The organism is Telluria sp. ZB4P34 (genome assembly GCF_059686055.1).
The window spans coordinates 1-25096 of sequence record NZ_JCASIF010000014.1; the positions used below are offsets into that span (position 1 = coordinate 1).

The 25096-nt window shown below is 64.0% G+C and carries 24 protein-coding genes and 2 tRNA genes; 12 read left to right on the forward strand and 14 right to left on the reverse strand.

Annotation, left to right across the window (positions count from 1 at the left end; translation table 11 throughout):
- Window positions 1–117: 117 nt before the first annotated feature.
- The 3 genes from ybeY to miaB are packed head-to-tail and all read right to left on the reverse strand — an operon-like array spanning window position 118 to window position 3042.
- On the reverse strand, window positions 118–585 hold the full coding sequence (gene ybeY / locus AC56KL_RS18675; protein WP_497181671.1) for an rRNA maturation RNase YbeY: 468 nt from the start codon (window positions 583–585) through the stop codon (window positions 118–120).
- A complete protein-coding gene (locus AC56KL_RS18680) occupies window positions 566–1669 on the reverse strand; it encodes a PhoH family protein (RefSeq protein ID WP_497181672.1) in 1104 nt (367 codons plus the stop codon). Before AC56KL_RS18680 ends, ybeY begins: the two co-directional genes overlap by 20 nt.
- The gene (gene miaB / locus AC56KL_RS18685) at window positions 1666–3042 is read right to left on the reverse strand and encodes a tRNA (N6-isopentenyl adenosine(37)-C2)-methylthiotransferase MiaB (RefSeq protein WP_497181673.1); all 1377 of its coding nucleotides are present in this window, start codon (window positions 3040–3042) and stop codon (window positions 1666–1668) included. Before miaB ends, AC56KL_RS18680 begins: the two co-directional genes overlap by 4 nt.
- A gap of 611 nt (window positions 3043–3653) precedes the next feature.
- On the opposite strand from miaB, the gene AC56KL_RS18690 reads away from it, so the two are divergent.
- A complete protein-coding gene (locus AC56KL_RS18690) occupies window positions 3654–4055 on the forward strand; it encodes a hypothetical protein (RefSeq protein ID WP_497181674.1) in 402 nt (133 codons plus the stop codon).
- Window positions 4056–4203: 148 nt separating this feature from the next.
- Here AC56KL_RS18690 and AC56KL_RS18695 read toward each other — a convergent pair whose 3' ends face one another.
- Both AC56KL_RS18695 and AC56KL_RS18700 read right to left on the reverse strand, forming a co-directional pair.
- Window positions 4204–5043, reverse strand: coding sequence for an HDOD domain-containing protein (locus tag AC56KL_RS18695; protein ID WP_497181675.1), 840 nt, complete (start codon window positions 5041–5043; stop codon window positions 4204–4206).
- Window positions 5040–5369, reverse strand: coding sequence for a hypothetical protein (locus AC56KL_RS18700; RefSeq protein ID WP_497181676.1), 330 nt, complete (start codon window positions 5367–5369; stop codon window positions 5040–5042). Before AC56KL_RS18700 ends, AC56KL_RS18695 begins: the two co-directional genes overlap by 4 nt.
- A gap of 174 nt (window positions 5370–5543) precedes the next feature.
- On the opposite strand from AC56KL_RS18700, the gene gstA reads away from it, so the two are divergent.
- Together gstA and AC56KL_RS18710 are read left to right on the forward strand one after the other, a co-directional pair.
- Window positions 5544–6149 carry a glutathione transferase GstA gene (gene gstA / locus AC56KL_RS18705; protein ID WP_497181677.1) on the forward strand — a complete coding sequence of 202 codons (606 nt, stop codon included), beginning with the start codon at window positions 5544–5546 and terminating at the stop codon, window positions 6147–6149.
- A 58-nt stretch (window positions 6150–6207) separates the two neighbouring features.
- Window positions 6208–6753, forward strand: a complete 546-nt coding sequence (locus AC56KL_RS18710) for a DUF1697 domain-containing protein (RefSeq protein WP_497181678.1) — start codon at window positions 6208–6210, stop codon at window positions 6751–6753.
- Between the two features lie 83 nt (window positions 6754–6836).
- Here the strand turns inward: AC56KL_RS18710 and AC56KL_RS18715 are convergent, their stop codons facing one another.
- Complete coding sequence (locus AC56KL_RS18715; RefSeq protein WP_497181679.1) at window positions 6837–7106, reverse strand: hypothetical protein; 270 nt, start codon at window positions 7104–7106, stop codon at window positions 6837–6839.
- Window positions 7107–7699: 593 nt separating this feature from the next.
- Here AC56KL_RS18715 and AC56KL_RS18720 point away from each other — a divergent pair.
- A complete protein-coding gene (locus tag AC56KL_RS18720) occupies window positions 7700–9667 on the forward strand; it encodes an AAA family ATPase (RefSeq protein WP_497181680.1) in 1968 nt (655 codons plus the stop codon).
- 107 nt (window positions 9668–9774) lie between these two features.
- Here AC56KL_RS18720 and AC56KL_RS18725 read toward each other — a convergent pair whose 3' ends face one another.
- The 3 genes from AC56KL_RS18725 to AC56KL_RS18735 all read right to left on the reverse strand — a co-directional run bounded on the left by AC56KL_RS18725 (window position 9775) and on the right by AC56KL_RS18735 (window position 13285).
- Complete coding sequence (locus AC56KL_RS18725) at window positions 9775–10668, reverse strand: choice-of-anchor L domain-containing protein (RefSeq protein WP_497181681.1); 894 nt, start codon at window positions 10666–10668, stop codon at window positions 9775–9777.
- A gap of 180 nt (window positions 10669–10848) precedes the next feature.
- Window positions 10849–12543 (reverse strand): cation:proton antiporter domain-containing protein, encoded by a 1695-nt coding sequence (locus tag AC56KL_RS18730; RefSeq protein ID WP_497181682.1) that lies wholly within the window; start codon window positions 12541–12543, stop codon window positions 10849–10851.
- 82 nt (window positions 12544–12625) lie between these two features.
- Window positions 12626–13285, reverse strand: a complete 660-nt coding sequence (locus AC56KL_RS18735) for a TetR/AcrR family transcriptional regulator (protein ID WP_497181683.1) — start codon at window positions 13283–13285, stop codon at window positions 12626–12628.
- Window positions 13286–13380: 95 nt separating this feature from the next.
- On the opposite strand from AC56KL_RS18735, the gene AC56KL_RS18740 reads away from it, so the two are divergent.
- The 7 genes from AC56KL_RS18740 to AC56KL_RS18770 all read left to right on the forward strand — a co-directional run bounded on the left by AC56KL_RS18740 (window position 13381) and on the right by AC56KL_RS18770 (window position 19812).
- Window positions 13381–14562, forward strand: coding sequence for a lipid-transfer protein (locus AC56KL_RS18740; protein ID WP_497181684.1), 1182 nt, complete (start codon window positions 13381–13383; stop codon window positions 14560–14562).
- A gap of 10 nt (window positions 14563–14572) precedes the next feature.
- Entirely contained in the window at window positions 14573–15715 is a 1143-nt protein-coding gene (locus AC56KL_RS18745) for an acyl-CoA dehydrogenase family protein (protein WP_497181685.1), read from the forward strand.
- Between the two features lie 19 nt (window positions 15716–15734).
- Window positions 15735–16892, forward strand: coding sequence for a CaiB/BaiF CoA transferase family protein (locus AC56KL_RS18750; RefSeq protein ID WP_497181686.1), 1158 nt, complete (start codon window positions 15735–15737; stop codon window positions 16890–16892).
- 127 nt (window positions 16893–17019) lie between these two features.
- On the forward strand, window positions 17020–18285 hold the full coding sequence (locus AC56KL_RS18755; protein WP_497181687.1) for a DUF445 domain-containing protein: 1266 nt from the start codon (window positions 17020–17022) through the stop codon (window positions 18283–18285).
- A 38-nt stretch (window positions 18286–18323) separates the two neighbouring features.
- Window positions 18324–18638, forward strand: a complete 315-nt coding sequence (locus AC56KL_RS18760; RefSeq protein ID WP_497181688.1) for a putative signal transducing protein — start codon at window positions 18324–18326, stop codon at window positions 18636–18638.
- Window positions 18639–18732: 94 nt separating this feature from the next.
- Window positions 18733–18891: a hypothetical protein gene (locus AC56KL_RS18765; RefSeq protein WP_497181689.1), complete on the forward strand. Its 159-nt coding sequence runs from the start codon at window positions 18733–18735 to the stop codon at window positions 18889–18891.
- A 114-nt stretch (window positions 18892–19005) separates the two neighbouring features.
- Window positions 19006–19812 (forward strand): hypothetical protein, encoded by an 807-nt coding sequence (locus AC56KL_RS18770; RefSeq protein ID WP_497181690.1) that lies wholly within the window; start codon window positions 19006–19008, stop codon window positions 19810–19812.
- 45 nt (window positions 19813–19857) lie between these two features.
- Here AC56KL_RS18770 and AC56KL_RS18775 read toward each other — a convergent pair.
- From AC56KL_RS18775 to AC56KL_RS18795, 5 genes are all read right to left on the reverse strand, one after another.
- A tRNA-Met gene (locus AC56KL_RS18775) sits at window positions 19858–19934 on the reverse strand.
- A gap of 72 nt (window positions 19935–20006) precedes the next feature.
- Window positions 20007–20083: transfer RNA gene (locus AC56KL_RS18780), tRNA-Met, on the reverse strand.
- 82 nt (window positions 20084–20165) lie between these two features.
- Window positions 20166–21116, reverse strand: coding sequence for a tRNA (adenosine(37)-N6)-dimethylallyltransferase MiaA (gene miaA / locus AC56KL_RS18785; RefSeq protein WP_497181691.1), 951 nt, complete (start codon window positions 21114–21116; stop codon window positions 20166–20168).
- A gap of 4 nt (window positions 21117–21120) precedes the next feature.
- Window positions 21121–23103, reverse strand: coding sequence for a DNA mismatch repair endonuclease MutL (mutL, locus tag AC56KL_RS18790; RefSeq protein WP_497181692.1), 1983 nt, complete (start codon window positions 23101–23103; stop codon window positions 21121–21123).
- A gap of 143 nt (window positions 23104–23246) precedes the next feature.
- Window positions 23247–24197: a peptidylprolyl isomerase gene (locus tag AC56KL_RS18795; RefSeq protein ID WP_497181693.1), complete on the reverse strand. Its 951-nt coding sequence runs from the start codon at window positions 24195–24197 to the stop codon at window positions 23247–23249.
- A 149-nt stretch (window positions 24198–24346) separates the two neighbouring features.
- Between AC56KL_RS18795 and AC56KL_RS18800 the strand changes: the two genes are divergently transcribed.
- Window positions 24347–24991, forward strand: coding sequence for a VTT domain-containing protein (locus tag AC56KL_RS18800; RefSeq protein WP_497181694.1), 645 nt, complete (start codon window positions 24347–24349; stop codon window positions 24989–24991).
- The last annotated feature ends 105 nt before the right edge of the window (window positions 24992–25096 follow it).

Genomic DNA, 25096 nt, shown 5'->3' on the forward strand with positions numbered 1-25096 from the left:
GCAAAGAAAATGTCCGCTCAAAAGCGCGTTAGCTCGCGCTAACCTGGGCAACCAAGCGGACATTTCAACTTTGCCAGAAGCGGACATTTCAACTTTGCCTTTACACACCCTACGAAATCATTCCGCGTACGGGTCGGGATACCCAAGCACTTCCATGATGTCGCGCTCGAACTGCTCCATCTCATCGGCCTCCTCGTCGTGCTCGTGGTCGTAGCCCTGGGCATGCAGTACGCCGTGCACCACCAGGTGGGCCGCATGCTCCTCGACCGTCTTGCCCTGTTCCTGCGCTTCGCGCAGCAAGACGTCGGTGCACAGGACGATGTCGGCCTGGGTCGGGTCGTCCTCGCCCAGTTCCTCGCCTTCGTTGTAGGCGAAGGTCAGCACATTGGTCGCGTAGTCCTTGCCGCGGTACTGGCGGTTCAGGGCCTGGCCTTCTTCCGCGTCGACGAAGCGGATCGACAGTTCGGCCGGGCCGAGCAGGGTGGCTTCCACCCAGCGCTGCAGCATGTCTTCCGTCACTTCCTTCTCGAGGCGGGTGTCGGCGTACTGGACTTCGAGGTCGAGCTTATGTTTTTTTTCTTGCATTTTTCACGGGGGTCGGTTTGGGCAGGGCGGCCAGGTCCTCGATCGAGGCATTCTTTTCGTAGGCGTCGATGATGCGCGCCACCACCGGGTGGCGCACCACGTCCTCGCTCGCGAAATGGGTGAAGGCGATGCCGCGCACGTTTTTCAGCACGTGAACGGCGTCCACCAGGCCAGAACGCTGCGACTTGTGCAGGTCGACCTGGGTGACGTCGCCGGTGATCACGGCCTTGCTGCCGAAGCCGATGCGGGTCAGGAACATCTTCATCTGCTCGACCGTCGTGTTCTGGGCTTCGTCCAGGATCACGAAGGCGTGGTTCAGCGTGCGCCCGCGCATGTAGGCCAGGGGAGCGATCTCGATCACCTGTTTCTCGAACAGTTTCTGGGTACGGTCGAAGCCGAGCAGGTCGTACAGTGCGTCGTAGAGCGGACGCAGGTAAGGGTCGACCTTCTGGCTGAGGTCGCCCGGCAGGAAGCCGAGGCGCTCGCCCGCTTCCACCGCGGGGCGGGTCAGGATGATGCGCTTGACCGCGTCGCGCTCAAGCGCATCGACCGCGCAGGCCACGGCAAGGTAGGTCTTGCCGGTGCCGGCCGGACCGACGCCGAAGCTGATGTCGTGCTCGAGCACGGCCTTCAGGTACTGGATCTGGTGCGGGGTGCGGCCACGCAGGTCGCTGCGGCGGGTCTTGAGCGTCGGGCTGACCAGCTCGGACGGGTCGTCGCCCGCTGGAGCAGTGTCGCCACCGTCCTTGTCTTCCTTGGCATCGGCGGCGGCTGCTTCCACAGCGCCGGCGTCGCCCGCCGTGCGCGGCTTCAGGCCGGTGCGCTGTTCCACCAGGGCCAGTTGCACTTCCTCGATCGGCACGACCTTGTTGGCGACCGCGTAGAAACGCTCCAGCAGTTCCACCGCGCGCCCGGCATTGCTGCCGCTGACGATGAATTTCTCGCCGCGCCGGAAGATGGTGACGTCAAGCGCGGCCGAGATCTGGCGCAGGTTCTCGTCGAGGGGGCCGCACAGGTGGGCAAGCCGCGTGTTGTCGAGCGGCTCGGGAATGAAGTACGAAGGCTGGGTAGGTGTGTTTTTCAACTGGCTTTGGCAATCGTATCGAGGTTGGCGACGAGTTCGCCGCGTAGGAAGTAGTCGTGGCTGGCGGTGATGCGCACATCGACCAACTGGCCCGTTAAGGACAATCCTGTCTCATCTGGCGCGAAATTGACCACACGATTGTTTTCGGTGCGGCCCTGCAAGACATCGGGATCCTTCCTGGACGGCCCTTCGACCAGCACGCGCTGGACGCTGCCGACCATGGCCGCGCTGTATTTGCGGGTATTCGCGTCGATCAGGGCTTGCAGGCGCTGCAGGCGCGCCAGCTTGACCTCGTGCGGCGTGTCGTCCTCGAGGTTCGCTGCCGGGGTGCCCGGGCGCTTGCTGAAAATGAAGCTGAAGCTGTTGTCGAAGCCGACGTCCTCGACCAGTTTCATCATGGCCTCGAAGTCGGTGTCGGTTTCGCCGGGGAAGCCGACGATGAAGTCGGACGAGAAGGCCATTTCCGGACGCACAGCGCGGATGCGGCGGATGATCGACTTGTATTCGAGGGCCGTATAGCCGCGTTTCATGGCGCCGAGCACGCGGTCGGAGCCGTGCTGCACCGGCAGGTAGATGTGGTTCACCAGTTGCGGGATCCTGGCGTAGGCGTCAATCAGGCGCTGGGTGAACTCCTTGGGATGGCTGGTGACGTAGCGCAGGCGCTCGATGCCGGGGATGTCGGCGATATATTCCAGCAGCAGGGCGAAGTCGGCGCTTTCGCCGTCGGCCATGCTGCCCGACCCCATCGCTCCACGGAAGGCATTCACATTCTGGCCCAGCAGCATGATTTCCTTCACGCCCTGGGCGGCCAGGCCGGCGCACTCGGTCAGCACGTCCTCGAAAGGACGCGAGACTTCCTCGCCGCGGGTATAGGGCACCACGCAGTAGCTGCAATATTTGCTGCAGCCTTCCATGATCGATACATAGGCGACCGGGCCGTCGACCTTGGCCGGCGGCAGGTGGTCGAACTTCTCGATTTCCGGGAAAGTGATGTCGACCTGGGCCGCGCCACTGCTGCGGCGTTCGCGGATCAGTTGCGGCAGGCGATGCAGGGTCTGCGGCCCGAACACGACGTCCACGTGCGGGGCGCGCTTGACGATGGCTTCCCCCTCCTGCGAGGCCACGCAGCCGCCCACGCCGATGACCAGTTCCGGCTTGGCGCGCTTGAGCGCCTTGAAGCGCCCCAGATCGGAAAACACTTTTTCCTGCGCCTTTTCGCGTACCGAACAGGTGTTCAGCAGGATGACGTCGGCATCTTCCGGCGAGTCGGTACGGACCAGTCCATCGGAGGCGCCAAGGACATCCGCCATCTTGTCCGAATCGTATTCGTTCATTTGGCAGCCGAAGGTCTTGATGAATACTTTTTTCTGCATGGCGTGTTGTGTTGGAAGGAGAACTGATGCTGAAGCAAAAGAAGTGTCTAGTTTACCGTAAATCGCCCAACAGCCCCGGAATCGGCGAGGAGACAGGCAAATTCGATTCTTTCAGGAATGATACGTTTCTTAAATCAAAGTCATTGATACTCTGATCATTTTGTTAAATGTAGATTGGCTCACAAAATTGCCGGATGACTTGAAAAATGTCACGTGGAATCGAAGTATTTCTTCTTGTAAATCAAAGGCTTCGGTCCAACTTCTTACTGGGAAAATTTATTGCAGAAATCTCTTGCGTGCGCCACAAATAATCCCCATGTGCTGAAATGCCTATGTGACAAGCTTTCCGCACGATAGCTTGATTTCCGACAAGGAGTCACATGCGCCGCTCGGATGTACTGAGGGCGTATGAGCCTGATAATTTGTTTGAAAGACAAGTGCACATGCGGGAAGGGTACGCGGAGGCATGCAAGGCGGACAGTTTCTTAAGGAGTTCTTCAGGCTGGACCTGTTTAATTTCCCAAAGGTAGTCCGGGAACTTATGTTGACGAGGTTGTCTTTAACAAAAGTTCGTGAAGGAACTATTTTAACCAACTAAAGAGGTAAACATCATGGCACAACAACATCATGCTTTGTCTTCGCAGGAAAGCTACAACCCGAACCACCTGCTGGACATCCTGCTCGGCAAAATGCAATTGAAGAACGACGCTGCGCTGTCGCGCATGCTCGAAGTCGCTCCACCGGTCATCAGCAAGATCCGTCACCACCGCCTGCCGGTCGGCGCCTCGCTGCTGATCCGCATGCACGAAGTCACGGGCATGAGCATCCGCGACCTGCGCGACCTGATGGGCGACCGCCGCACCAAGTATCGCCTGTCGGATGCCCAGGGCCGCCCGAAGCCAGAAGAGAAGGCAGCCCAGGCAGCCGCCGCAGCGGCAGCCCAGCAACAGCAGCAGCCGCAACAGCAGCAAGGTAACGAAGCAAACCCGTCGACCGGCAATTATGCTCACTGATGCCGTGGGCATGACAGCCGCGCCTGTCATGCCTTCGGTACCAGCGGGCTGCGGCACCGCGCCCTGAGCGCGTGCCGCGCCGGCCGGACCGGCCTCGCTCTTCTGCATCTTTCTTTGCGCATCTTTCTGTTGCGCATTTTCCCGTTGTTCAGGCCATCAGGATGGCCGACATTTCCCCATACTGCAGTTCGGTTTCGTGGAAGACCTGCAGCCACGCTTGTTCCGTCATGCCCAGCGCTGTCCAGGCAACTGCCGACACCCGCGGCGTCAGCTCGTCCGGATTGCCGGCCAGGTCCAGCGCATGCACGACGGCGCTCGCCACGTGCACGATGGTCGCCAGGAAGCCCGCCCCCGGCGCTTCCGGCGCATGGTGGAAAGCAATGGCTTGGCGCATGGTGTCGGAGAACTGCCAGTGTTCTGCCAGCGCCACCCCGGCGTCGACGTGATCGGCGCCCAGCAGGGCGCGCTCGGCGTCGATCAGCTCGCCGTCGTGCTTGTCGCGCAGCGACAGCGCCGCCTGGTAGCGTTCCGGAAAGCGCGCGACCAGCACCAGCCGACCGATATCGTGCAGCAGGCCGGCCGTGAAGGCGACATCCGCATTGAATCGCACGCGCCGCGCCAGCGCACGGGCGCAGGCGGCGGTCGCGATTGAATGGCGCCAGAATGCCTTGTCGTTAAAGCCCGGACAGCGTCCGGCCGGGAAGCAGCCGGTCAGCGCCGCCGCCGTGATCAGGTTGCGCGTGGCCTGGAAGCCGAGGAAGGTCATGGCCTGCTGGATGGTGGTGGCCTTGACCTGCAGCCCGAAGGCTGAGGAATTGGCCAGGCGCAGGGTCTTGGCGGTCAGCGCCGGGTCGCTTGCCACCTTTTTCGCCAGCACGGCGATGTCGATGTCTTCCTGCTCGATACTGCCCAGCAGTTCCATCACGACGGCCGGCAGGGAAGGCAGGTCCTCGACGCCGCCCAGCAGGTCCAGCTGGGCGCTGCTCATGGCGCCACCTCGCGGCGCAGCCGGTAGTCCTCGACGTAGCGGCGCAGCAGGCCGGTCGCCCAGTCGCCATGGTCATCGCGCTCATTGCGGCGGAACAGGTAGTCGAGGCGTTGCTGGACCGCATCCAGGTCGGGTTCGCTCACGGCGGCGGCGCGCACGATCGGCGCCGCCGCGATGCCGTGCCGGGCCAGCGACAGGATGATCGCCTCGCTCAGTACTGCGCCTTGGGCCAGAAGCATGTTCCCCTGTGCATCGAGTAGCACATCGGCGAGCACCATGCCCGGGAACAGGTGGGCCAGTGGCACGAGTTCATCGTTCTCGTTCACGTTTCCTCCCCTCATTTCCTGTAATTAATTGCCGAGTTATCTTAACACCCAGGATGCAGGTGGCGTCCGGCCTGGCGCAGGAACTGTGGCATCCATGCAGCGCACCTGCGAAGTGTTGTAGGCTTGCAATCTTGCGACGCTCGTTGCCTCGTACTTTGACTAGTAAAGGAAAGCATGAAACTGTATATCAGCCCAGGCGCCTGCTCGCTGGCGCCCCACATCGCCCTGATCGCCGCCGGCCTGCCGTTCTCGGTAGAACGCGTGAGCCTGAAGACCAAAGCCATCGCCGGCGGCGGCGACTTCCGCGACATCAACGACAAGGGCTCGGTGCCGGCCCTGCAACTGGACGACGGCAAGGTGCTGACCGAGGCGGCCGTCCTGCTGCAGTACATTGCCGACCTGGCGCCGGCGGCAAACCTGGCCCCGGCGGCCGGGACCTTCGAGCGCTACCAGCTCATGGCCTGGCTGAACTATATCGCCACCGAACTGCACAAGCGCTTCACGCCGATCTTCACCCCGGGCTGCACCGACGAAGGCCGCACTGCGGCATGGGCAGCGCTGGCGCGTCCGCTGGGATATCTTGCGGACAAGCTGGACGGCGGCGAATTCCTCACGGGCAGCCGGTTCACCATCGCCGACGCCTACCTGTTCACGGTGCTGAACTGGGCGCTGTTCGCCAGGTTCGACCTGAACGACTGGCCATCCCTGCAGGCCTACCAGGCGCGTGTCGCGGCGATTCCGGCCGTGCAGGAGGCGATGCGCGCGGAAGGCCTGGCCTGAAGCGGCGGGCACGACCAATGCATGCGCCACGCCGACAACCATCAACCAGGATCGCCCCATGACCAGGCAGTGCTACATCGCATTCCTGCGAGGGATCAATGTGGGACGCGCCAAGCGAATCGCCATGGCGGACCTGCGCGTGCTGGTCGAAGGCCTGGGCTACACCCGCGTTCGCACCGTGCTCAACAGCGGTAACGTGGTGTTCCATGCTGCCGGTGTCACGGCGCAGGAAGCCGCCGGGGCGATCGAGGAAGCGCTCGTGCTCAAGCTCGGCGTGGCCGCACGCGTGTTCGTGCTCGACCAGCATGCCTTGAGCGCCATCGTCGCGGGCAATCCGCTGCTCGGCGTGGCGAAGAACTATTCACGGCTGTTCGTGTTCCTGCTGGGAGAGGCTGTCCAGCGCGAGCAACTGGCCACGCTCGGCGGGCAGGACTGGGGCGGCGAGCAACTGGCGCTGGGCAAGCGGGCGGTCTATGTCTGGTGTCCGGAGGGGATGCTGGATAGCGCTGCGGCGACGTCTATCGGAAAGCTGCTCGGGGATGGGTGCACGTCCAGGAACTGGAACACGGTGCTGAAGCTGCACGCGCTGTGCAGTGAAACCTGAGGCCGCGCGGCGTGCCGAGGCTGCCGTGCCGGCGTGCTGCGCGTGACCGGGCAGGGACCCGGCCTTGCCCTGCGTAGCGCAACTTACTTGAACTTTTCGCTGCTGTCGCGCCCTGCCTTGTAGCCGATCAGGATCAGTCCCAGCAACATCATTGCGAACACTTCCGGTTCGGGCAGTTCCGACATGTTCGCCGGCGGCGCCACGATGTCCTGGCGCTGGGTGACGGACAGGTTGCGCACCGGTTGGTGCACCCGAACTGCGGCCTGGTTGCCGGTAGCGAGATCGATGACGGCAGCTTGCGTGGGACTGCCGAGGCAGATCGCCAATGCTGCTGCCAATGCATATCTTTTCATAGCCGTTTCCTCTTGCTGTTGCGCTTCTTCCGACTTGCATTCGGTCCGCGCAACCTCATGTGGAAGAGGTCGCGCAATGGTGCGTGAATGGATTCAGCATACCAAAATCAATCCAATGGCTGCGTTCAATTGAGCTGTTGAGTTGCATAAAGAAGTCATCAGGATGCTGACAGATCAGTACATGTTGCGTTCAATCAAAGTTGTTGCAGTGTCGCGTATCAGACTCACGCTATTACTAGCATTATTGCAATTTGATGCTTGATCAGTCATGTCTGTTTAGCAAAGAAGTTGGATATATTTAAAAGTTCGATAATCTTTGCTGATACTCTGCCAATTAAATCGCTTATTCATCTTTCTACTATCGTTGTGATCGTCATTTTTTTCGGCGCACGGTATACACGTCGGTTTTTTTTACAGGTATAGTCTCCTTATCCCATTGCCTTCGGGCATCAAAACAATACCAAACGCACACGTTTGGACAGGGCGTCAGGCCCTGAGCGGCCACCATGCGCCGCAGCCGATCCCGCGAGACCACGCCGGCACGGCACCCCGGAAGTATTGCTGTCCGCCCAAACTTTGCCAGAGATCAGACGATGCCGAATTTCGCCCAGCTCCAAGTTGCTTTCAAAAACGCGTTCAAGAGTATCTACGTGCGCATCGCCCTGGCGGCGCTGCTCGGCGTGATCGCGGCGGTGGCAATCTGGAAGTCGAACGTGCCGCAGGACCCGAGCCCGGTCGTGCATTCGCAAAACATTGCCGAGATCACCGAGTTGGCTGCCAAGAAGGGCCGCCTGGAATACCTGTTGATCGCCAAGCCGCTGTCGGAGTCGCCTCGTTACATCTATAAGTTCAAGGATGCCGCTTCGCTGCACGTGGTGAAGGTGCCGAGCACCTCGCACCTGTCGCTCGAGCGCGAAGTGCTGCTGAAGAACGCCATTCCGTACTCGATCGCCAAGGACGACTACCTGGCCAGCCACAAGGCCGTGATGGACGAGGGCGCCACCGCCCTCGACACGGCCGGCGCCTTCCTGAAGAACCATGGGCTGACCATCGGCGTGCTGCTGCTTGTCCTGTACCTGCTGAAGTTCGGCGTGCCGGGCATGGGCATGAGCGCGTCGGTCATCACCCCGGACAAGCTCAAGGGCAGCATGGACGACCTGATCGGCATGGACGACATCAAGCAGGAAGTGCTGCACCTGGAAGACATGATCCGCAACCGCGCCGAATACCAGTCGCACAACATCGACAAGCCGTTCAACGTGATGCTGACCGGTCCCGCGGGTACCGGCAAGACCAAGCTGGTCGGCTACCTGGCCAAGCGCCTGAACCTGCCGCTGATCTCGGCTTCGGGCTCGGCGCTGGAATCCGGTTACGTCGGCGGCGGCTCGAAGGCGCTGAACGCGCTGTACCGCAAGGCCTGCGCCAAGGGCAAGTGCATCATCTTCCTGGACGAGGCGCAGACCCTGTTCATGCCGCGCGGCCGCAGCGAAAAGAAATGGGAGGACGACACGGCCAACACCCTGCTGGGCCTGCTGGACGGCGTGAAGAGCGACAAGGGCCAGGGCGTGATCTGGGTGGTCGCCTCCAACTTCGACGACGCGAGCACCGAGATGGACGAAGCGATGCTGCGCCGATTCTCGGTCAAGATCAACTTCCGCCTGCCGAACAAGGGCGAGCGCAAGGAACTCTTGCGCAGTTTCCTCGGCCGCAAGAAAGCGGGCCTGGTCGACTGGGCGGACACCAACCTGGACCAGGTGGCGGAAATCACGCAGAACCTGAGCCCGGCGCTGCTGGAAACCGTGGTCGAGCGCGCCAGCATGCTATCGATCCAGGAAAAGGCGATCATCAACACCAACCTGCTGTTCCGGGCCTACGAGCGCGCCACCATCGGCCTGACCGACCGCGCGACCACGCATGAAAAAACCAAGCAGCGCGAGCGCATCGCCCTGCACGAACTGGGTCACTTCTTCATGCAGATCGACCCGTGGCTGCGCGCTGGGCTCAGCCTGGCCGAGGTGAAGGAAAAGTCGCACCTGCTGAAGATCAGCACCGAAGCGGTGTCCAAGATCGGTGCATTGGGCTACGTGCTGCAGTCGGGCGAGGACATGTCGCTGCGCACGCTGGAAGAACTGGAGCGCGACGTGATCGGCCTGTACGGCGGCGTGGCCGCGGAAGAACTGTTCTACGGCCCGCGCGGCATCTCGGTAGGCAGCCAGAACGACATCGAGAAGATCACCAAGATGCTCAACCTGATGGTGAGCCGCCTGTCGATGTACTCGCGCTCCAAGCTGGACTACACCCAGCTGCAGAAGGACCTGGGCGGCGAGCATACGCTGCGCCTGGTGGAAGAGAAGGCGGACGAGCTGTACAGCTATACCCTGAATGCGATCCGCGACTACAAGCTGGTGATCGAGTCGCTCAAGGACACCTTGATGGAAGAGTATGTGCTGTCGAAGGATGCGGTATTCGACTTGCTCGAGGAGCGTAGCGAACTGATCCATTCGCAGCTGCACGGGCGCCACGCGAACCTGAAGCTGTGCGTGGAGGAGGTTGCGGCGTGAGGCCGGCAATCCAGGATTGAGGTTTTTTCCTTGCTGTTCTTGAACCCGCCGTGCGTGAGCCGGCGGGTTTTTTTACTCCCGGACGCGGGCCGGCGTCCGGGAGTGCGTCAAGCGCGACGCGCGCGGCGTGCGCGGCGGTGGCGCATTGCCGCAACCCCCGCCAGGCCGAGGCCGAGCAGGGACGCCGTAGCCGGCTCCGGCACGTCACCGCCGATGCCACCCTGGTCGGCGGCGCCTGCCTGCAGCGACGAAATGAATACTCCGCTGTCGAAGCTGGCATCGGAGGTGTCGGCGACGCCGATACTGATCGTGTGGGTCGACAGGCTGCTGTTGAGCAGGCCGGTCACCGTGTATACCTTGGTCAGGCCGTTGTACTCGACGCCGAAGCGGCCGGTGTGGATCGGATTGTCGATGAAATGGGAAGCGTCGCCGCTGTTCGAAATCTTCGTTCCGTCAGGGAAGATCGCGTAGTTCACGCCATCGACGAAGAAGCCGAAGATGTCGGTAACGTCCTGGCTCGGAAATTCTTCCGAGCCGAATACAAACTGGGCGGACACCGACTTCACGCCAGCAGCAACCGTGAAGTTAAAACCAAGCACGTTCGCGTCGTAGACGGTACTGCCATGCAGGGCAGTCAAATCGCCGTCGGCGCCGCTGTTGGTGATCGAGCTGAAGTTATTCAGGGTGTTATTGCGCACCACGTTGGCGGAACCCGTCGTCAGCACGATGCCGTCGCCCATGGCCAGGGTCGGCGCGTCGCCGTTGGCCGGCGCCAACGTGAAGCCGGTATAGGTGCCGCTTTGTTGCAGGTTGGCGTCGTTGGCGCCGCGGTAATCGACGTTGCCGGCAATGGAGATGCCGCTGTTCTGCGCCAGCAGGGCATTGGCCAGCAGGTTGCCGGTACCCGCAGTCGTATTGATCGTGCTAATGGTCAGTGCCGATGCGCTGAAGGACAGCGAGGCAAGCAACAGTGCGATGCTCAGTTTGACTGGATTTTTCATTATTTTCCCTAGTATTGACGAACTAGTTCCTATAAGCAAGAAATATGCCAATAATGCATCAAGGAAAAATATTTTTCATATTCAAACACTTGCAAAAATGGGCCTGCCGGAGGAATTTGCGAGTGTAAAGATTTTCGACAGCGAAACAGCGCTCCGCTTCACGGAGCGCACCGGCTGCCTTCAATGGGCCGCCCGCTCCTGAAGCGTCTCCATCACATGCCGCGTCATGCTCGCCGCCAGCTCCTGCTCGCCCACGAACACCTTGCCGCCGGTGTCCGCGCGCAGCAGCGCGGCTTCGCTCTCGTTGTGGCTGCGCACCACGACCCTGACCGAGGGGTTGAGCATGCGCGCGATCTCCACTATCCGGCGCACGTGGAAGGTGTCGGGCGTCGCGATGACCAGCAGCGCCGCATGCGTGATGTGGGCCTGGATCAGCACCGCCGGCTCGGTCGCATTGCCCACCACCGCCGCAATGCCGTGCCCACGCAGCTGCTCGACGATCTCGCGGTTCTGTTCCGCCACCACGTAGTGCACGCCGCGCGCCGCCAGCTCGTCGGCGATGCGGCGGCCGACGCGCCCGAAGCCCACCAGCACCACCTGGCCGCTGAGTTTTTCGCGCGCCGTCTCCATCGGCAGCTCGGCCAGCGGGTCGGCCGGACGTTCCAGCTTGCGCGCAAGATCCGGCTTGGAGTGCAGCCATTTTTCCAGTGGCGCGGCAAGGCTGAACATCAGGGGATTGACCGCGATCGAGATGATGGCGCCGGCCAGGATCAGGTTCTGGCCGAGTACCGGCAACAGTTCCAGCTGCATGCCCAGCGCCGCCAGGATGAAGGAGAATTCGCCGATCTGCGCCAGGCTGGCCGAGACCGTGACGGCGGTGTTGATCGGGTAGCGCAGCGCCAGCACCAGGACGAAGGCCGCCAGCGATTTGCCGATCAGGATGATCGCCACCACGGCCAGCACCTGCAGCGGATACGCCACCAGCACCATCGGGTCGAACAGCATGCCCACCGAGACGAAGAACAGCACCGAGAACGCGTCGCGCAGCGGCAGCGATTCCTCGGCGGCGCGGTGGCTCAGTTCCGATTCGCGCAGCACCATGCCCGCGAAAAAGGCGCCCAGCGCGAAGGACACCCCGAACAGGGCCGATGAGCCGTAGGCGATGCCGACCGCCGCGGCGATCACTGCCAGCGTAAACAGTTCGCGCGAGTTGGTCTTGGCGACTTTCCAGAGGAACCACGGAAAGAGCTTGCGGCCGACGATCAGCATGAAGGCAACAAAAGCGCCGACCTGCAGCAGGGTCTTGCCCAGCGCAGGCCACAGCTCCGCGCCGGCATCGCCCTTGCCGCCGAGCGGGCCCGCCAGGGCCGGCAGCATCACCAGCACCAGCACCATCACCAGGTCTTCCACCACCAGCCAGCCGACGGCGATGCGTCCGTTCATCGAGTCGAGTTCACCACGCGCTTCCAGTGCGCGCAGCAGCACCACGGTGCTGGCTACCGACAAGGCCAGCCCGAACACCAGGCCGGCGCCCAGGCCCCAGCCCCACCAATGGGCCAGGCCGATGCCCATCCCCGTGGCCACCCCGATCTGCAGCAGTGCGCCGGGCAGGGCGATCTTCTTCACGTCGAGCAGGTCGCGCAGCGAGAAGTGCAGGCCGACGCCGAACATCAGCAGCATCACCCCGATTTCCGCCAACTGCGAAGCCAGCTGCACGTCCGCGACGAAGCCCGGTGTGGCGGGGCCGATCAGGACACCGGCGGCCAGGTAGCCGACCAGGGCGGGCAGTTTCAGGCGAATGGCGAGCATGCCGAACAGGAGGCCGAAGCCCAGTGCGGCGGCGATGGTGGTGATCAGGCTGAGTTCATGGTGCATCCGTGCGGCCTCCGTGGCAGATTGTTAACCCCACGAGTATAAGTCACCACGGCCGAGCAGCCGAACATTTTTTACCGCAAGATCACGGCACGGTCGCAAGAGTTAGCAGCACTTTATGCACCGATGCGCGCACTGAGTAAAACTGGGCGGGACGCGCGCGGCGGTCCAGGCGAAACAGCATCAGGCCCTCGATCTGCGCCACCATCAGCACCGCGCGCTGCATGGTTTCGTCGTCGCCGATGGCAGGATTCAGGCCGCGGATCAGGCCGTAAATCGCCTTGCGCTCGCGCCCCATCATCTTGCCCATCAAATCGGAAGCGAAAGGGTGGCGCGATGCCAGCGCCCAGATCTCGAAGAAGATCGCATGGGTCACCGGTTCGGTAATCTCGTCGAGGAACATGTCGACCGTGGACAGGAAGCGCTCGACCTGCGGCCGGCCCGCCATCGCCTCGGCGATGCGGTCCATCTTGGCCTGGAATTCGTCCATGGTGCTGAGCAGCAGCGCTTCCAGCAGTTGCTCCTTGCTGCCGTAGTAGTGCTGGACGTTCGACAGGCTCATGCCGGCGTCCTGGGCCACCCGCCGCATCGACAGCCCTGCGTAACCTTCGGCGGCGAGCAGCGCGCGCGCCGCCAGCAGGATGTCGCGCGCGCGCCCGAGCCCTTTCTCGGTGGTGGTCGAAGGCTTGCGGCGCAGCGTGTTGTCCAAGGCATGCTGGGGGGAGCGGGCGTCGATGTGCGTCATTACCCGATTATCGCAGAGACATACAAAAAATAGTACATCTGACCTATAATCAAGCGGCAGTAGGTCGCGCGACCTAATCGAACCCGGGAGGCAGGATGAACAAGGTGTACGTGAGCGGCGTCGGGATGATCCCCTTCGCCAAGCCGGGGGCGAGCGCCCCCTATCATGAGATGGGCGCGCAGGCGGCGCGCGCGGCGCTGGACGATGCCGGCATATCGTACGATTTGGTCGAGCAGGCCTATGCCGGCTACGTCTACGGCGACTCCACCAGCGGCCAGAAGGCCTTGTACGCGGTCGGCATGACCGGCATCCCGATCGTCAACGTCAACAACAACTGCTCGACCGGCTCGACCGCGCTGTTCCTGGGCCGCCAGGCCATCGCCAGCGGCGCCGCCGAGTGCGTGCTGGTGCTCGGCTTCGAGCAGATGAGTCCCGGCGCGCTCGGCTCCGTCTTCACCGACCGCCCAACCCCGTTCGACGCCTTCGACGAAGTGACCGACCGCCTGGTCGGCAAGCCGGAAATCCCGCTGGCGCTGCGCTACTTCGGCGGCGCCGGCCTCGCGCACATGGAGAAGTACGGCACGCCCCTGGAGGCCTTCGCCCGCATCCGCGCCAAGGCCAGCCGCCACGCCGCGAACAATCCGCTGGCGCTGTTCCGCAAGGAAGTCAGCGCCCAGGACGTGCTCGATGCGCCGGCCATCTGGCCGGGCGTGATGACCCGCCTGATGGCCTGCCCGCCGACCTGCGGCGCGGCAGCAAGCGTCCTCGTATCGGAAGCCTTCGCCTTGCGCCACGGCCTGCGCCGCGACGTGCACATCGCCGCCCAGGCGATGACCACCGACCGCCCCGGCACCTTCGCCGCCGGCGACATGATGCGCCTGGTGGGATACGACATGAGCCGCGCCGCCGCCACCAAGGTGTATGAACAGTCCGGGCTCGGCCCGGAAGACATCGACGTGGTCGAGCTGCACGACTGCTTCGCGCACAACGAACTCATTACCTACGAAGCCCTGGGCCTGTGCCCGGAAGGAGGCGCCGACAAGTTCATCCTCGACGGCGACAACACCTACGGCGGGCGCGTGGTCACCAATCCGTCCGGCGGCCTGCTCTCGAAAGGCCATCCGCTGGGCGCGACCGGCCTGGCCCAGTGCTACGAGCTGACCCACCAGCTGCGCGGCACGGCCGAAGCGCGCCAGGTCGCGAACGCGCGCGTGGCGCTGCAGCACAACCTGGGCCTGGGCGGCGCCTGTGTCGTCACCATGTACCGCAACGACTGAGGAGGAACAGATGGAGTTGACCTCCCCCTGGATGAACGAGGAACTGGTTGCCTTTCGCGACGCCGTGCGCCGCTTCGTGGCGGGCGAGATCACGCCGCACCAGCAGGCCTGGCGGGAGCAGCAGCACGTCGACCGCGACCTGTGGCGCAAGGCCGGCGAGATGGGCCTGCTGCTGGCCGACATCCCTGAAGAGTACGGCGGGGCCGGCGGCAGCTTCGCCCACATAGCGGTGGTGTTCGAAGAGCTGTCCTATGGCGGCGACACCGCCTTCGGCATCCACGTGCACGCCATCGTCGCCCACTACCTGCTGAACCAGGGCACCGAGGAGCAGAAGAAGAAATACCTGCCGCGCCTGGCCAGCGGCGAGATGGTCGCGGCGATCGCCATGAGCGAGCCGGGCGCCGGCTCGGACCTGAAGGGCATCCGCACGCTGGCTGCGCGCGGCCCCGATGGCTACCGTGTGAGCGGTTCCAAGACCTTCATCTCGAACGGCTACCTGGCCGACCTGGTGCTGGTGGTGGCCAAGACCGACCCAAGCGCGGGCGCCAGGGGCGTGTCGCTGCTGCTGCTCGAGACCAAGGACAACCCGGGCTTTCGCGTCGGCCGCATCCTGGACAAGGTCGGGCAGAAGGGCCAGGACACCTGCGAGCTGTTCTTCGACGACGCGCTGGTCCCGCTGGAGAACGTGCTGGGAGGCGAGGAGGGCAGGGGCTTCGCCCAACTGATGACCGAGCTGCCCTACGAGCGCACCATCCTGGGCGTGTGCGGCGTGGCCGCCATCGAGCGCGCGCTGCGGCTGACGGTCGAGCACACGCGCGAGCGCAAGGCCTTCGGCCAGGCCCTGATCGAGATGCAGAACACCCGCTTCGTGCTGGCCGAAATCAAGACCGAGGCTACGGTGGCGCGCATCTTCATCGACCGCTGCATCGAGGACATGATCGCGGGCCGCATGAACACCGTGCGCGCCTCGATGGCCAAGTACTGGATCTCCGACCTGCAATGCAAGGTGGTGGACCAGTGCGTGCAGCTGTTCGGCGGCTACGGCTACATGCTGGAATACCCGATCGCCCAGATGTACGTGGACGCGCGCGTGCAGCGCATCTACGGCGGCGCCAACGAGATCATGAAAGAAATCATCGCGCGCTCGCTCTGAGCCGGATGAAGGAGAACCCATGACAGGACCCTTGTCAGGAGTGCGGGTGGTCGAAATGGTGGGCATCGGCCCTTGCCCGTTCGCCGCGATGATGCTGGCGGACATGGGGGCGGAAGTGATCCGCATCGACAGGAAGGCTGCGGCCAGGCCGGGTGAGGACAATCCCTATCCGGTACTCGGCACGCGCCACGACGTGATGGCGCGCGGACGCCGCTCGCTTGGGCTCGACCTGAAGAACCCAGCCGGGCGCCAGGCAGCGCTGCGCCTGGTGGAAAGGGCCGACGTGCTGCTGGAAGGCTTCCGGCCAGGCGTGATGGAGCGCCTGGGGCTGGGCCCGGACCTCTGCCTGGAACGCAACCCGAAGCTGGTGTACGGCCGCGTGACCGGCTGGGGTCAGACCGGGCCGCTGGCGCAGGCGGCCGGCCACGACATCAACTACCTGGCACTGTCGGGCATGCTGCATGCGATGGGGCGTGCCGACAGCCCGCCTGCCCCGCCCCTGAACCTGGTGGGCGACTTCGGCGGCGGCGGCATGATGCTGGCCTTCGGCGTCGTGTGCGCGGTGCTGGAAGCACGCAGTTCCGGCCAGGGCCAGGTGGTGGATGCGGCCATGACCGACGGTGCGGCGCTGCTCGGCGCCATGACGTACGGCCTGCGCGCTGCCGGCAGCTGGAGCGGCCGGCGCGAGGCCAACCTGCTCGACGGCGGCGCGCCCTTCTACGACACCTATGCCTGCCTGGATGGCAAGTTCATCGCGGTCGGCGCCATCGAGCCGCAGTTCTTCTCCACCCTCCTGAGCCTCACCGGCCAGGGCGATCCGCTGTTCACGAAGCGCTGGAACAAGGCGCACTGGCCCGAGCTGAAGGAACGCTTCGCGGCGCTGTTCGCCACCCGCAACCGCGATGAATGGTGCCGGCTGCTGGAAGGCACCGAGGTCTGCTTCGCGCCCGTGCTCGACATGGAAGAGGCGCCGCGCCACCCCCACAATGCCGCGCGCCGCACGTTCGTGGAGATCGACGGCGTGACCCAGCCGGCGCCCGCGCCGCGCTTTTCCCGCACCGCGCCGGGCACGCCCGCAGCGCCCCCGCAGCCGGGCGCGGACAGCGAAGCGATCCTGGCCGGCTGGGGCTTCACGGCCGAGTCAATCGAAGCGCTGAGAAGCGCCAAAGTCATATAGCATTTGTAGGGTGGCCGGCTTTGCCGGCCGCGCGTTCAAATCCTGTGTGCTTCGTCGCGCCACGATCATTCATCCGTTGCTTGAACGCGCGAACGGCATAGCCGTCCACCCTACAGTTCAGGGACTTATGACGAAAGAGACGGAACTACGACGTTCAAAACTGCTCGCGCTCGCGTTTTTCGCGGGCGCGGCCTCGCTGTTCGTGCTGACCCTGTTCCTGCCGCAGAACTGGTGGACTGGCCTGCTGCGCGCGTTCTCCGAGGCCGCCATGGTCGGCGCACTGGCCGACTGGTTCGCCGTGGTGGCGCTGTTCAGGCGGGTGCCGATTCCCATCGTGTCGCGCCATACCGAGATCATCCCGAAGAACAAGGAGCGCATCGCCGACAACCTGGCGCTGTTCGTGCACGAAAAATTCCTCGACACGGAATCCATCATCCGGCTGATTCGCCGCCACGATCCGGTGCAGAAGGTGGCCGACTGGCTGGTCAAGCCGGCCAATACCGAGCTGCTGGGACAGCACCTGGTGCGGGTCGGGATCTGGATGCTCGACTTCATCGAAGACTCGGCGGTGCAGGGCTTCATCCGGCGCGCCGTGCATGCGATGGTGGACAGCGTCGACCTGTCGAAATCGGCCGGCACCATCCTGGAAAGCCTGACGCGCAACCAGCGCCACCAGGAGCTGCTCAACGAAGGCATCACCCAATTGGCGCACCTGCTCGACAATGCCGACACCCAGGCGACCATCTCGCATGGCATCGTCGAGTGGCTCAAGGAGGACTATGCTTTCATCGAAAGCATGCTGCCGTCGGAGCTGATCGGACGCAAGGGCGCCGGCCTGGCCGTGCGCCTGGCGTCCAGCATCTTGAACAAGGTCGCCGCCGATCCGCAGCACCCGCTGCGCCAGCGTTTCGACACCTTCACCGCGGAGTTCATCGAGCGCCTGAAGGCGGACCCCGAATTTGCCGCCAGGGCGGAAGAGATCAAGGCCTACCTGCTGGGCGACGAGACGCTCAACGGCTACCTGGCCTCGCTGTGGAACGAACTGAAAGGCTGGCTCAAGCAGGACCTGCACGACGAGGATTCCAGCCTGCGCCGCCGCCTGGTGGCCACCGGCGCCTGGGTCGGCAAGGTGCTGGCGGAAGATCCGCAGCTGCGCGCTTCGCTCAGCGAATCGCTGGAGTCGGCCGCGCGCGGCGTCGCGCCCGAGTTCGCGGGCTTCCTGACCAGGCATATCGCCGACACGGTCAAGCAGTGGGACGACCGCGAGATGTCGCAGCAGATCGAACTCAATATCGGCAAGGATTTGCAGTACATTCGCATCAACGGCACCATCGTCGGTGGCCTCATCGGGGTGACCCTGTACCTGCTGTCGCAGGCGCCCACGCTGTTTTGACCAACCCGGTAAACAACCGGAACACCAGGAGCGGCCGCATGGAACAACTTGCATTGAACGCCTGGCTGGCGGCGAATCCGGAAGTCGTGCAGATTCCGGGGCGCGACCTGTTCGTCGTCGCCAAATACCTGGTCCCGCTGGAAGCGACCCTGGCCCAGGGCTGCCTGGTCGCGGCGGGCATCCCGGCCGTGCTGGCGGACGCCCACCTGATGCAGACCGACCTGCTGCTGGCGCCTGCGCTGGGCGGCGTGCGCATCCTCGTGCCCTCGGAATACCTGCAGCAGGCCGGGGCCGTGCTTGCAGGACTGGCGCGCGGCGACTATGCGCTGGACGAATCGTTTACGGATGAGTAGATCGCGGTCGTGCGTGAAATAACGAACGTATCAGTGGCGAACGCGGGCGTAACCTGAGTGTGTGGACCATCCCACCATCGACAGGAGAATCAACATGCCTCAAGGTGATAAATCGTCCTACACGGACAAGCAGAAGCGTCAGGCCCGGCATATCGAGCAGGGCTACGAGAAAAAAGGTGTGCCGAAGAAGGAAGCGGAGCGGCGCGCCTGGGCCACCGAGAACAAGATATCGGGCGGCGGCAAGAAGCACTGAGCATCCATGCGATGCGGGCAGGCCAGCCATGCGCTGGCCTTTTCATTTTTTACGCATGGAAATTATTTGGGAATGTGCCTATCATCGTTCTTGTCACCATAACAAGGATCGATCATGCGGTTTTCCCGTCCTGCGTACCTGGCGTTCACGATCATGCTGTTGATCGTGCTGGTCTGGCTGACTGCCTACCCCATCGCGAAACACCTGCCGCAAGGCGCCTTCCAGGATCCGCTCGAGAAGGTGTACAACGGCCTGAATGTGCTGTTCACCGCACTGGCGTTCGGCGGCGTGGTGGTCACCCTGCTGTTCCAGGCCGAGGAATCGCGCATTGCGCGGCGCGAAGAGGTGGAGCGCTCGATCTTCGAGCTGTTCCAGACCTTTACCAGCCTCGATTTCCAGCATGTGAAGGACAGTTCGTTCCGCTGCCTGCTGGCGGCGGTCAAGAACCGGGAATATGCGGAATTCCTGGCCAGCCGCCTGTTCGTGGTCGAACAGCTTGCGCTTCCTGCCAGCAGCTTGCCCATCCTGCGGGAACTGGACGAGGCCAAGCGCGACAAGGCCGATCAGGACATTGTCCACGCGGACCGGGCCGATCGCCTCATGCTCGACAATATGCTGAACTTTTTTGCCATGCTGGCCCAGCGCGAATCGTCGGCCACCGTGATCAAGCACTGCGACTTTGCCTATGACTGGTGGCGTCCCGTGCTCTGGTTGCTGGGGCAACTGCAGCGTGAACGCTATCTTGCCTCGCCGGCGATCCAGACCTATTGCAAGAACCAGCTCGTCGTCGTCACGCTGGAGGCGCTGGACAAGGTGTATGGCCATGCGCCGCTCAAGACGCGCGAGGAGGTATGGGCCTACGTAACGAGCCATCCGAAGATGGAGGCGTTCGGCCTCGACAGTCGATTCGCGCTGCGCTGAAAAACAAAAGCCCGCGATCTCCGGAGAGAAAGCGGGCTGCTGTCGTGGTGGTGATAGGTGGACTTGAACCACCGACCCCAGCATTATGAGTGCTGTGCTCTAACCAGCTGAGCTATATCACCGAAATTCGCACCGAAACGGGCAAAGCAAAATGGCTTGACCCTGGAGAGTCAAGCCATCCGCTTGGAATTCTGTGGTGGTGATAGGTGGACTTGAACCACCGACCCCAGCATTATGAGTGCTGTGCTCTAACCAGCTGAGCTATATCACCGCAACGGCAGGCATTATCGGGGGCGGCGCGTCGCCTGTCAAGGCTGCACTAGCGCACCGGGCACAAAAATCTCGCGCCAATGTCATTTTTCCAACTGGTTCAGCCGAGCCATCAGCTCCCCCGTCGGGTCCGCACCCAGGCAGTCTATCACGATCCGCTCCGGCATCGCGCGCAGCCAGGTGATCTGGCGCTTGGCCAGCTGGCGCGTGGCGATGATGCCCAGTTCGCGCAGCTCGGCGCGGTCGATCTTGCCGTCCAGGTAGTCCCAGGTCTGGCGGTAGCCGACGCAGCGGATCGACGGCAGGCTGGGGGACAGGTCGCCGCGTGCGCGCAGGCGCGCCACTTCCGCCACCAGGCCTTCGTCGTCGCGCTGGCCCAGCATGCCGTCGAAGCGCAGCGCGATGCGCCGGTGCAGCACGGCGCGGTCGGAGGGTTCGAGCGAGAACGACAGCAGATCGAAGGGCAGTTCGGGCTTCTCGCGTTTGCCCAGCAGTTCGGACATCGGCTTGCCGGTCAGGGCGATGATCTCGAGCGCGCGGTTGATGCGTTGGGCGTCGTTCGGTTTCAGGCGCTCGGCCGTGACAGGGTCGAGAGTGCGCAGCCTGGCATGCATGCCGGGCCAGCCGATAACGGCCGCTTCCGCATCGAGCTGCGCACGCAGGGCGGGATCGGCAGTCGGCAGCTCGTCCAGGCTGTCCGTCAGTCCCTTGAAATACATCATCGTGCCGCCCACCAGCAGGGGCAGCGCGCCGCGTGCGCTGATTTCGCCCGCCAGGCGGATGGCGTCTGCGCGGAACTGGGCCACCGAGTAGGCATCGAGCGGGTCGATGATGTCGATGAGGTGGTGCGGCACGGCCGCCAGTTCCTCGGGACTCGGCTTGGCGGTGCCGATGTCCATGCCGCGGTAGACCAGGGCCGAGTCGACCGAGATGATCTCGACCGGACGGCTGTGCGCGATCGCCAGCGCGGCTGCGGTCTTGCCGGACGCGGTCGGGCCCATGATGGCCACCGCCAACGGTTTCTTGTGACTCATACGCTTACTGGCCGCGCAGGAAAAGTTTGTCGAGTGCGGCGATCTCGAGCTGGACCCAGGTCGGGCGGCCGTGGTTGCACTGGTCGGAACGCTCGGTGATTTCCATCTGGCGCAGCAGCGCGTTCATTTCCTGCATCGACAGGATGCGGTTGGCGCGCACCGCCGTGTGGCAGGCGAGGGTGCCGAGCAGCTCGTTGCGGCGCTCGATCAGCACGCGCGAACCGCCGTACTCGCGTACGTCGCGCAGCACGTCGCGCGCCAGCGTCTGGGCGTCGGCGTTCTTCAACAGCGCCGGCACGGTGCGCACCGCCAGCGTGGTGGGCGACAGCGCGGCGATGTCGAAGCCGAGCGTCTTGAGGGTCTCCCCGTGGTCCTGGGCGGTCGCCACCTCGATGGCGTCGGCGTAGAAAGTCACCGGGATCAGCATTTGCTGCACCTGCAGTTCTTCGCCCTCGAGGCGTGCATCGAGCGCGTTCTTGATCTGCTCGTAGAGAATGCGCTCGTGGGCGGCATGCATGTCGACCAGCACCAGGCCCTTCGTGTTCTGGGCCAGGATATAGATGCCGTGCAGCTGGGCCAGCGCGAAGCCAAGCGGGAAGTCCTCGTTCGACAGCGGGCGCTCCGAGCCTGACAAGGGCACGCTGGCCGCGGCCGCGGCCTCGGCCCTGGCCGGTGCGCCGGCGGCGAACAGGGCGCCGTAGGCTTCGGTACGCTGCGCCACGCCGCCGTTGGAAGCCTGGGGCCGCTGATCGTCCCAGCGGCTGCCCGGCGCGAACGGCGAGGGCGAGAAGCTCGGCGCCAGCTGCGATCCGAACGAGGTTTGTTCGTGCGGACGCGGCGCCCACACCGGCGTGCCGGTAGGTTTCACTTCGGCGGCCGAGATCGGCGCCGGCGCGTTGCCGTGGGAGGTCGCCGAGGTTTGCGCCAGGGTGCGCTGCACCGCGTGGAACACGAACTGGTGCACCGCGCGGCTGTCGCGGAAGCGCACTTCGATCTTGGAGGGGTGCACGTTGACGTCGACCAGCGCCGGGTCGAGGTCGAGCGACAGCACATAGCAGGGAAAGCGGTCGCCGTGCAGCACGTCCTGGTAGGCCGCGCGCACCGCGTGCACCAGCAGCTTGTCGCGGACGAAACGCCCGTTCACGTAGAAGAACTGGCCGTCGGCGCGCGCCTTGGAGGCGGTCGGCAGGCCGACGTAGCCGTGCAGGCGCAGCGGGCCGGCCGCTTCGTCGAGCGCCAGGCGCGCATCGGCGAAGTCGTTGCCGAGGATCTGGGCGCTGCGTTTGGCCGCCTCGCTCACGTTCCAGTGGTCGATGGTGCGGCCGTTGTGCGTGAGGCTGAACGAGACGTCGGGGCGGGACAAGGCGATGCGGCGCACGACTTCGGCGCAGTGGCCGTACTCGGTCTGTTCGGACTTCAGGAACTTGCGGCGCGCCGGGGTGTTGAAATACAGGTCCTGCACGTCGATGGTGGTGCCGAAGGCGCCCGATGAAGGCGACACCAATCCCTCGTGCGAGCCGGCGATTTCAAAGGCGTGCGCTGCGCCCGGCGTGCGCGAGGCGATGCGCACGGCGGCCACCGAGGCGATCGAGGCCAGCGCCTCGCCGCGAAAACCCAGGGTGCCCACGTGTTCCAGGTCGTGCAGCGAGGCGATCTTGGAGGTGGCGTGGCGCGCCAGGGCCAGCGGCAGCTGGCCTGGTTCGATGCCGCGGCCGTTGTCGGTGATGGCGATGCGCTTGACACCGCCTTCTTCCAGGCGCACGGTGATCTGGGTCGCGCCCGCATCGAGCGCGTTTTCCAGCAGTTCCTTGACGACGGCAGATGGCCGCTCGACCACTTCGCCGGCGGCGATCTGGGAGATGAGCTGGTCGGGAAGCTGCTGGATCGGGCGGTGCGCAGTGGCAGGCGCAGTGGCAGGCGCAGTGGCAGGCGCAGTGGCAGGCGCAGTGGCAGGCGCAGTGGCAGGACTAGGGACGGGCGCGTTCATGCGAACGATTATAGCTTGCTGTAGGGTGGTCGGCTCCGCCGACCGCGCGTTCAACAACTCTCCGATCACTCGCCGGGGTTAGTTCTACTGATAACTATCACCGCGCGGTCGGCCTAGCCGACCACCCTACAACGGCGTGAGTTTTACTTCCGCTCGCGCACCGGAATCGGCGCATTGCACAGGTCGATCTTGCCTGCCGCGACCTTGGTCCACGGGCCGCCGCGGTTGCGCTGGGCCTCGACGACGGCCTGGTAAGTGGCGCTGTCGGTGCGCATCACCTCAAAACGGCTGCGCTCGGCTTCCGGTACGTCGGCCGCCATGCGCACCAGCTTGAGCGGCATGCGCTGTTCCGGCTTCTCGTAGAAGCCCGCCGCCCCCGTGCCGCGCGGCTGCGCGGACAGCAGCGGCATGCCCTGCACGACGCGCCCCACCACCGTGATGTTACGGTCGAGGTGACGCGGGGCATGGCCGGTGACCACGTAGAGCTGCGAACCGTTGCCGCTATCCGCGCCGGTGTCGCGCGCCACGCCGATCATCGCGGGGCAATGCACCAGCCAGGCCTGGCCGCTGCTCGGGTCGCGCGCGCTCGGGAAGCCGTTCACGTGGCCGACCTGGGGCGCATAGACGTCGCCATCCTTCAGGCGGGTGAAGCTGCCCACCGACTTGATCGGCGCGGTGAACTCGGCCTTCACCGTCTTGGCGGCCTTGAAGAGCTTCGGGTTTTCCTCGTCCGGGTCGCCCCACTGCACCACGAAGCCGTCCTGCGAGCGGATGATGAACAGGTCGTCGAAGTATTTTTCGCGCACCAGGGCGCGGATGTTGGCGGCCGTGTTCGGCGCGAAGCCCGGCGCCAGTTCGATGATCACGCGCCCAGTCGGCAGGTCCATGTACAGGGTGTTTTCCGGGTCCAGCGGGCGCCAGTCGGCCGGTTTGGAAGCCTTGACGACATCGGCCAACGACGGCTTGGGCGGCAGTTCCTTCGTGGCCTTGGCAACTGCGGCGGATGAGGCGGATACGGCGCCGGCAGCGAGCAGGGTGAGGGCGGCCATGGCAAGGCAGGCGCGGGCAGGCACGGCGGTAATCGAGGCGGTCATGCAGTCTCCAGTGGTGTGTTATCCGTTCGATTGTGCGGCAATGTCTTCACCAGGTAAAGCCGCGCCGCATGGCATCCGCGCGAGCTGGGCCGCCCGGCGGGGAGAACGGCTGGAAATGGTATGATGTTTGGCTAAGCCTTGGGAAAATTATGGATCTGATGCAACTGTTCGACATGATCCTGCATGTCGACAAGACGCTGGGCACGCTGCTGGCACAATACGGAACCTATGTCTACATCGTGCTGTTCGCGATCGTATTTTGCGAAACCGGCCTGGTCCTGTTCTTCTTCCTTCCCGGCGACACCCTGCTGTTCATCGCCGGCGCCTTCTGCGCCACCGGCCAGATGAACTTTCCGCTCTTGATGACCCTCTTGATTACGGCGGCGGTCACGGGCAATACCCTGAACTACAGCATCGGACGGGCCATCGGGCACCGGGTGTTTACTCACAACTACCGCTGGCTCAACAAGGACGCGCTGCGGCGCACACACGATTTCTTCGAAAAGCATGGCGGCAAGACCATCATCGTGGCGCGTTTCGTGCCGGTGGTGCGCAGCTTCGCGCCGCTGGTGGCCGGCGTGTCCGAGATGACCCACACGCGCTTCCAGATGTTCAACGTCACCGGGGCGGTGCTGTGGGTGGGCAGCCTGGTCACCTCCGGTTACCTGTTCGGCAACGTTCCGGTAGTGAAGGAGCACCTGACCGAGATCGTCCTGGTCGGCATCTCGGCGGCCATGGTGCCGCTGGCGATCGGCGGGCTCTACAAATTCGGCCGGCGCATGCTCAGCCGGTGAGCTGACAAGGCTTGTCATCCTGGCAGCACGCGGATTTTTCACGCTGCCTTTGCGGTGGCGCACTCAAGTTCGGCGTCTTTATTGCCGATAAGCATGAGGACAGAC